This window comes from Cupriavidus sp. 96C5-1, assembly GCF_057798855.1.
In genome coordinates this window covers 21,337-28,120 of record NZ_JBYOJU010000077.1, presented here as the reverse complement: position 1 = coordinate 28,120, position 6,784 = coordinate 21,337, and the positions used below count along the sequence as shown (strand labels likewise).

Sequence of the window (6,784 nt, the reverse complement as noted above, 5' to 3'; positions counted from 1 at the left end):
GTGGGCGCGGTGGCTCCAGATTGGGGGCGCTCGCCTCAAGCCGGGGCCACCGCGCCCACGACGAAACCGGCAAGGATCGGGAGACAGTGGCCATCCGTGCCGGTAACGGCAGATGCGTGAACCACCACGGGCCATTGCCATCAGGGGCACTACAATAAAACCAATGCCATCCGCAGCGGCAATGCCGCTCGTGCCGGTAGCGCCAGCAGTTCATTAGAACTGTCGCGCCCACCACGAATCCGCAACGTCCCCGAGCCCGACAAGCCAGCCCCCCTGCAAGGGGTCGCTTTCTTTTGGTTACTTTTCTTTACGAGTAAAGAAAAGTGACACCTCCATGTGCCAGAGGGCCCGACACCACACCGCCTTTAGGCCCTGCAGACCCAAATCAGGTCCCCACAAACACAAAACAGAACCCAAGCCCCCCCGGCGAGAATCAAAAATCAACAACCCCCGCCGGGCAGGCCCAACCTCTTAATGCCTGAAATGCCGGGTGCCGGTCAGCACCATCGCAATATTCCGCTCATCCGCGGCAGCGATCACCTCATCATCCCGCATGGAGCCGCCCGGCTGAATGACGCAGCTTGCGCCAGCATCCACCACCACATCCAACCCATCGCGGAACGGGAAGAACGCATCCGACGCCACCGCCGAACCCGTCAGGGTCAGACCGGCGTTCTGTGCCTTGATGCTGGCAATCCGCGCCGAATCCACCCGGCTCATCTGGCCGGCGCCGACGCCCAGCGTCATCCCGCCGCCGCAGAATACGATGGCGTTCGACTTGACGAACTTGGCCACGCGCCAGGCGAACATCAGGTCGTCCATTTCCTTTGGCGTCGGGTGACGCTTGGTCACGACGCGCAGTTCGCCCGGCTGCACGTTCTTGGCATCCGGGCTCTGCACCAGCAGGCCGCCGCCGACGCGCTTGAAGTCATACTGGTTGATGCCCTTGCCCAGCGGGATTTCCAGCAGGCGCACGTTCTGCTTGGCGGCGAACACCGCGCGCGCGCCAGCGCTGAAGGACGGGGCGATCAGGACTTCGACGAACTGCTTGGCCACGATCTGCGCGGCGGCTTCGTCCAGCTCGACGTTGAAGGCGATGATGCCGCCGAAGGCCGAGGTCGAGTCGGTCTTGAAGGCCTTCTCGTAGGCTTCCTGCGCGTTGGCGCCGATCGCCACGCCGCACGGGTTGGCGTGCTTGATGATCACGCAGGCGGCGCCGTTGGCGGGGTTGAAGGACTTGACGCATTCCCACGCGGCGTCGGCATCGGCGATGTTGTTGTAGGACAGTTCCTTGCCCTGCAGCTGCACGTAGTTGGCCAGCGAGCCGTCGAAGGCCTTGAGGTCGCGGTAGAACGCGGCGGACTGGTGCGGGTTTTCGCCGTAGCGCATTTCCTGCACCTTCTCGAAGGCCAGGTTGAGCGTTTGCGGGTAGGCGCTGCGGGCCTGGTGCGACTTGTCGGCGCCGAGGCTGGTCAGGTAGTTGGTGATGGCGCCGTCGTACTGCGCGGTGTGCGCGAACACCTTGGTGGCCAGGCGGAAATTGGTGTCGTAGCCGACGCTGTTGGCATTGGCGCGCATCTCGGCCAGCACCGGCGCGTAGTCGGCCGGGTCCACCACGACGGTGACGTCGCGGTGGTTCTTGGCGGCCGAGCGCAGCATGGTGGGGCCGCCGATGTCGATGTTCTCGATGGCGTCCGGCAGCGTGCAGTCGTCCTTGGCCACGGTCTGCTGGAACGGGTACAGGTTGACCACCAGCAGGTCGATGGTGGGGATATTGTGCTCGGCCAGCGCAGCCATGTGCTCGGGCAGGTCGCGGCGGGCCAGGATGCCGCCGTGCACCTTCGGGTGCAGCGTCTTGACGCGGCCGTCGAGCATTTCGGGGAAACCGGTGTAGTCGGCCACTTCCGTGACCGGCAGGCCGGCTTCGGCGAGCAGCTTGGCGGTGCCGCCGGTGGAAAGCAGCGTGACGCCGAGCGCGTTGAGTTCGCGGGCGAAGTCGACGATGCCGGTCTTGTCGGATACGGAGAGGAGGGCTTGCTTGATCATGGCTGTGGGGATCACTTCAAAGTAAACCGTGCTGCTGCAACTTCTTGCGCAGCGTATTGCGATTGATGCCAAGGTAGGCGGCGGCGAGCGACTGGTTGCGCTCGGCGCGCGCCATCACTGCCTCGAGCAGCGGCCGTTCGACGGCCTCGAGCACCATGTTGTACATATTCGACGGCTCTTCACCGTCCAGGTCGCGAAAGTAGGCACTCAGGCTGTCCCGAATGCACTGGTCGATAGCGTTGCGGCTCATGCGGCAAGCAACTCCCCGTTCTTGTTGTTGTTCGACTCGTTGCGTTTCTCGTCGTCGGCATCGTCCGTGCCGTCCACGCCTTCGTCCACGTACACCAGGCGTTCGGACAACAGCGCCTGTTCGTCGAAGAAGGCATTGACCGCGGCAAGCTGGTCCGTGGTGGTTTCCAGCGTGTTCATGCGGTGGCGGAACAGGTTGGCGCCAGCCAGCCCGCGCGTGTACCACGCAATGTGCTTGCGCGCGGTGCGCACGCCGGTGAACTCGCCATAGAAGTCGTAGTGGTCTTCCAGGTGCGCGTTCATGATGGCGCGGATCTCGGCCACTTCGGGCGGCGGCAACAGCTCGCCGGTGGCGAGGTAGTGCTCGATCTCGCGGAACAGCCAGGGCCGGCCCTGCGCCGCGCGGCCGATCATGATGGCGTCCGCGCCGGTCACGGCCAGCACGCGCTTTGCCTTCTGCGGCGTGGTGATGTCGCCATTGGCGACCACGGGAATCGAGACCGCTGCCTTGACCGCGGCAATGGTCTCGTACTCGGCTTCGCCCTTGTACAGGTCGGCGCGCGTGCGGCCGTGCACGGTCAGCATGCTGATGCCGGCGTCTTCCACCATGTGCGCGATGCGCAGCGCATTGCGGTTCTGGCGGTCCCATCCGGTGCGGATCTTGAGGGTGACGGGCACGCGGTCGCCGACCGCGGCGACCACCGCCTCGACGATGCGCACCACCAGCGGCTCGTTCTGCAGCAGCGCCGAGCCGGCGGCGACATTGCACACCTTCTTGGCCGGGCAGCCCATGTTGATATCGATGATCTGCGCGCCGCGATCCACGTTGTAGCGTGCCGCCTCGGCCATCATCGCGGGTTCGGCGCCCGCGATCTGGACCGAGATCGGTTCGACTTCGCCGGTGTGGTTGGCACGCCGCATGGTCTTCTCGCTCTTCCATAGCTGCGCGTTGGAAGCGACCATTTCGGACACCGCGTAGCCCGCCCCGAGCTGCTTGCACAGCTGGCGGAAGGGCCGGTCCGTCACGCCGGCCATGGGCGCGACGAACAGGTTGTTGCGGAGCTGGTGCGGTCCGATTTGCACGATAGAGACTGTCGAGGGGCCGCAAGGCGGCCCGCAACGAGACAAAAATGGAAATGGCATGCCCTGCCGATATGCAGCTCGGCGTCTTCAAGTGGGCATGTGTGAGGGCGGGATTTTACCGCCAAACGGCCCAGGTTGCTCAAGATTTGAGCAAATAATGCACCGGGCCCGATTGCAAACAATGGTGCCGGCGTGGCCGCCGGCCGGCTTTAGCGGCGCATGCCGTACATCATCTGCCGCGCCAGCGCATCCTTGAGCGGGCCCAGGCAGGCGAGCGCCGCCAGCGACGCGCCGCGCGCATGGGCCGCGAGCGGGTAGGAGATGCCAAACACGCGGGGCAGCAGGTCGGTCACCCCGATGGTCACGGCGCGGTCCAGCTTTTGTTGCGCCGCGAAAGCCTGCAGCGCTTGCGGGCTGCAGCCGGCGCGCAGCGCCGCGCCCAGGGCAAACGCATCGCGCAGGCCCAGGTTGAGGCCCTGGCCGGCGACCGGGTGCAGCGTCTGCGCGGCATTGCCGACCGCGACCACGCGGCCCTGCACGGTGACCGGCGCGGCATTGAGCCCGAGCGGGAAGGCATGGCGCTTGCCGATGCCGGTGAAGCGGCCCATGCGCGGGCCGAAGGCCTGCTCCAGCTCGGCGAGGAATGCCGCGTCCGGCAGCGCCAGCCGTCGCGCCGCTAGGTCCGGCGGGCAGCACCACACCAGTGCATAGCCCGCCATGCCGTGCTCTTCGTGCGGCAGCAGCGCCAGCGGTCCTTCGTCGGTGAAGCGTTCCCAGGCCCAGCCCGGCTGTGGGCGCGAGCAGGCGACATGGGCGACGATCGCCGTCTGGCGGTAATCGCGCCGGTACTTCTGCGCCTGCGCGCCGCTCCCCGCAAGGGGGGACTGCTTGTGGAACAGGCCGCCTTCGGCCTGCACCGCCAGGCGCGCGGCAAAGGCGGCCGGCTGCCGATCGTGCGTGTGGCCGGTCAGGCGCACCAGTCCGCCAGACGCGCCGTCCTTGTTACCATCCGGGCCGGCGGACTGCTCGATGTGATCTATGCGTGTGTCGTAGGCGCGCGCCAGGCGCTCGCCGGCAGGGCCTGCCTGCTGGATAGCCTGGGCCAGCGCCCGTTCGAGCGCCTCGCACAGGTCGCCGTAGCGCACCACATAGCCAAGCGCGGGGACGTCGTAGTCGTCGCTGTGCAGCCTGACGTGGCCGAACCGCCCGCGCTGCGATACATGGATATGCTCGATCGGCGTGACCGCCCGGGGCCAGGCGCCGATCTGCTCCAGCAACTGGCGGCTGCCGTGGGACAGCGCGATGGCGCGCGGATCGCGGGCCGCGCGCGCCGGCGTGGCGGCGTCGATCAGCGTCAGGCGCCAGGGGCTGTTGCGCAGCAGCAGGCAGGCCAGCGCCAGGCCCACCGGCCCGGCACCGACGATGGCGATGTCCGTGCCGTCCACGCTATCCAGGCTATCCAGCATATTCAGGTTCCGGGAGTCTTCAGGGCTTTTCTGGCGCATGCGCGCCGCCAGGGCTGGCGCCGATGTCGCCGTCGCCGGCGGCAAGGTCATCGCCCGCATCGTCCGCTGCCTGCGCGCCGCGCTTCCAGAGATTGGCGTCGGTGCGGTGCTTGCCTGCCTCGGCGTCGCGCAGGGCGTTGTCCAGTTTCTGCTGGCTGAAGCCCGGCAATGCCTGCAGGCGCGCCACCAGCGCGGCCTGGTTGACCGCGTTGAGCGGGACCACACAGCCCTGCGGCGTGCCGTCGGGCGCGGAATCGCCCACCAGGATCAGCCAGGCCGGACCGGCCCACGGTTCGCGGTTCGAAACCCGCACCACCACGCGCTCGAGCGCGTCCCACGCCAGCTCTTCGCGCTGGCCATCGGGGCGATGCACCACCAGGCGGTCGTCGTAGAGGTTGATCACGAACGGTTGCGCGGGATCGTAGGCGGGCGCGCGGCTGGTCTGCGCGCGATTGCCCACCGGAAGTACCTTGCGTAGCCAGCCCATCATCGCGCACCTCCCGCGTCGCGCATCAGCGCCTCGATTTCGTTCGCCTTGACCGGGACGCCGCGCGTCATCAGGTCGCAGCCGCCACCGGTCACCACCGCATCGTCCTCGATGCGGATGCCGATATGCCAGAAGCGCTCCGGCACTTCCGGTGCCGGGCGCACGTAGATGCCGGGTTCCACCGTCAGCACCATGCCGGGTTCGAGCGGGCGCCAGGCGCGCTCGCCTTCGGCCGGGGCAGCGCCCGGCACGCGGTATTCGCCCACGTCGTGCACGTCCATGCCGAGCCAGTGGCCGGTGCGGTGCATATAGAACTGGCGGTAGCTGCCGCTGGCCAGCACGTCGTCCAGGCTGCCGCAGCGGTTGCGGTCGAGCAGGCCGGTATCGAGCATGCCTTGCGCCAGCACGCGCGTGGCGGCGTCGTGCGGCACGTTGTAGGGCACGCCGGGGCGGGTCTCGGCGATGGCGGCTTCCTGCGCGGCCAGCACCAGGTCGTACAGTTCGCGCTGGGCCGGCGAGAAGCGGCCGGAAACCGGGAAGGTGCGGGTGATGTCGGAGGCGTAGCCATCGAGCTCGCAGCCGGCGTCGATCAGGCACAGGTCGCCATCGTGCAGCTCGGCGGGGCCGGCGCGGTAGTGCAGCACGCAGGCATTGGGGCCGGCGGCGACGATGGAGTTGTAGGCGACGCTCTGCGCGCCGTGGCGGCGGAACTCATAGAGCAGCTCGGCCTCCAGGTGGTACTCGCGCAGCCCCTGGCGCGACACGCGCATGGCGCGCACATGGGCCTGCGCCGAGATCTCGGCGGCACGGCGCATGGTGGCGATCTCGCCGGCATCCTTGAACAGGCGCATTTCGTCGAGGATGGTGCGGATGTCGATGGCCGTCGACGGCGAGCTCACGCCGGCGCGTCCCTGCATGCGCACCGCGTCCAGCCAGCGCCGCACCTGCATGTCGGTGCGGGTGGTGGCGGCCAGCGGGTAGGCCAGCACGGCGTGGTTGGCCAGCAGCGGCGGCAGCAGCGCGTCGATCTCCTCGATCGAATGCGCCTCGTCGAAGCCGAAGGCCGCGCGCGCGCCTTCCGGGCCGTGGCGGAAGCCGTCCCAGATCTCGCGTTCCTCGTGCTTGGGGCGGCAGAAGAGGATGCTGCGCTCGGCGCCGCACGCCTGTGCCACCAGCACCAGCACCGCCTCCGGCTCGGTGAAACCGGTCAGGTAATAGAAGTAGCTGTCGTGGCGATAGGGGTAGTCGCTATCGCGGTTGCGCATGGCTTCGGGCGCAGTGGGCAGGATTGCCACGCCGCCGCCGGCGGCGCGCAGTTGCTGCAGCACGCGGGCGCGCCGGTCGCGACAGGCGAGGAGGAGAGCGGAGTCGGGTGCGGACATGTGTGGGGCCACGTGGATGGGGAATAAGCTGA

Annotated in this window: 6 protein-coding genes; all 6 read right to left on the bottom strand. The window is 67.9% G+C overall.

The annotated features are described in order from the left end of the window. Positions 1–471: 471 nt before the first annotated feature. Entirely contained in the window at positions 472–2,046 is a 1,575-nt protein-coding gene (gene purH, locus AC3FOF_RS42855) for a bifunctional phosphoribosylaminoimidazolecarboxamide formyltransferase/IMP cyclohydrolase (protein WP_017225336.1), read from the bottom strand. A 16-nt stretch (positions 2,047–2,062) separates the two neighbouring features. After that, positions 2,063–2,296, bottom strand: a complete 234-nt coding sequence (locus tag AC3FOF_RS42850) for a Fis family transcriptional regulator (protein WP_017225335.1) — start codon at positions 2,294–2,296, stop codon at positions 2,063–2,065. Beyond that, complete coding sequence (gene dusB / locus AC3FOF_RS42845) at positions 2,293–3,378, bottom strand: tRNA dihydrouridine synthase DusB (RefSeq protein WP_017225334.1); 1,086 nt, start codon at positions 3,376–3,378, stop codon at positions 2,293–2,295. The genes AC3FOF_RS42850 and dusB overlap by 4 nt, the downstream gene beginning before the upstream one ends. 209 nt (positions 3,379–3,587) lie before the next feature. After that, positions 3,588–4,844, bottom strand: coding sequence for a UbiH/UbiF/VisC/COQ6 family ubiquinone biosynthesis hydroxylase (locus tag AC3FOF_RS42840; RefSeq protein WP_276269389.1), 1,257 nt, complete (start codon positions 4,842–4,844; stop codon positions 3,588–3,590). Between the two features lie 19 nt (positions 4,845–4,863). Further along, positions 4,864–5,373 carry a hypothetical protein gene (locus AC3FOF_RS42835; protein WP_488730120.1) on the bottom strand — a complete coding sequence of 170 codons (510 nt, stop codon included), beginning with the start codon at positions 5,371–5,373 and terminating at the stop codon, positions 4,864–4,866. Further along, complete coding sequence (locus tag AC3FOF_RS42830; protein WP_488730119.1) at positions 5,370–6,752, bottom strand: aminopeptidase P N-terminal domain-containing protein; 1,383 nt, start codon at positions 6,750–6,752, stop codon at positions 5,370–5,372. The genes AC3FOF_RS42835 and AC3FOF_RS42830 overlap by 4 nt, the downstream gene beginning before the upstream one ends. Between the last annotated feature and the right edge of the window lie 32 nt (positions 6,753–6,784).